Source organism: Streptococcus sp. (genome assembly GCF_019414905.1).
Taxonomy (GTDB): domain Bacteria; phylum Bacillota; class Bacilli; order Lactobacillales; family Streptococcaceae; genus Streptococcus.
In genome coordinates this window covers 1-1184 of the sequence record NZ_DXLC01000184.1, presented here as the reverse complement: position 1 = coordinate 1184, position 1184 = coordinate 1, and the positions used below count along the sequence as shown (strand labels likewise).

Genomic DNA, 1184 nt, shown 5'->3' with positions numbered 1-1184 from the left:
GAGATAAAGAGCTAAGAAAGCTTTCGATCCAAAGAGATCTTCTGCCAAACGTCCCAAGTAATAGAGGGTGATCATATTGAGCACAAAATGTTCTAGGCCGATATGAACAAATGTAGCTGTCACTATTCGCCATAATTGGCTAGGATCGACTTTCACAACCTCTCCAATAATACCACCGCTATAGTAAACAGCAGCACCTGTTTGGTAGTCACTTCCAAATCGGATAAACATGGAAAGAAAGACTGCCGTTGTGACGAGCAACAAGAGGCTGGTCACAGGATAACGACGATCAAAGAGTAACTTCATAGACTAGCACCTCCTGAACTGCCTGATCAAAAGCATCTGGTTGGAACTCCTTCTGCTGGATGGAATAAATCGTACTAACCGTTTTTCCAGCAAAATCTGCTAAATAACGATCATAATAGCCACCACCATAGCCAATTCGATAGCCTTTTGACTGGAAGACCAAGCCTGGTACATGGATCAGATCAATCTCAGACTTATCCACAAGCTTTCCTTTTTTATTGGGCTCCAGCAAACCAAAGCGTGTCTTTTCCAAAATGTCAGGATCGTATTCCACAAATTCCATCCGCCCTTGTGGATAGGTACGGGGAACACAGACGCGTTTCCCAAGTTGAAGAGCTGCTTGGATCAAGCCAGCTGTGGAGACCTCATGGTCAAAAGACAGATAGGTCGCAAGGGTCTTTGCCTCCTGAAAAGCTGGTAGCTCCAAGAGGCGCTGAGTCAGCTGTTCATCTGCTTGAGTTTTCACAGTTTGTGGCAGTTCTTTCATGGCTGCAATCGTCTGATTTCGTAGTGTTTTCTTCATGCCCTACTCCTTTTGTCTAGCTTTTATTGTATCATTTTTTAGGAAAGATCCGAACAGTTTTTATACGACAAAGAAAAAATCCAACTCCAGACGGAGTTGAATCATTCCTTTATTGGTTGGCTTTCATTTTCAAAAATTTACCAATGTTTTCCACAGCAAAGGGAAGGGCTGCTTCATTTGGGCTCATCTTCGGATGGTGCAGGGCATAAGGGGTATCAATCCCCAACCAGAACATGACCCCAGGGACCTTGCTCAAGAGAAAGCCAAAGTCTTCTCCTGTCATCGCAGGCAGGATATCAATCAGGTTCACATCTTCCTCAGCTATGAAAAAGTCCATGAGTTCTTTGGCCAATTC

2 protein-coding genes and 1 pseudogene are annotated in these 1184 nt (G+C 44.0%); all 3 read right to left on the bottom strand.

All coding sequences use genetic code 11. From position 1 onward, the window contains the following. The coding region (locus tag QZ359_RS05560) for a rhomboid family intramembrane serine protease (protein WP_293963938.1) at positions 1-306 on the bottom strand (306 nt) is incomplete at its 3' end. Beyond that, entirely contained in the window at positions 290-829 is a 540-nt protein-coding gene (locus QZ359_RS05555; RefSeq protein WP_293963937.1) for a 5-formyltetrahydrofolate cyclo-ligase, read from the bottom strand. The genes QZ359_RS05555 and QZ359_RS05560, both read right to left, overlap by 17 nt. Positions 830-938: 109 nt before the next feature. After that, positions 939-1184: pseudogene (locus tag QZ359_RS05550) on the bottom strand (N-acetyldiaminopimelate deacetylase); the annotation flags it as partial.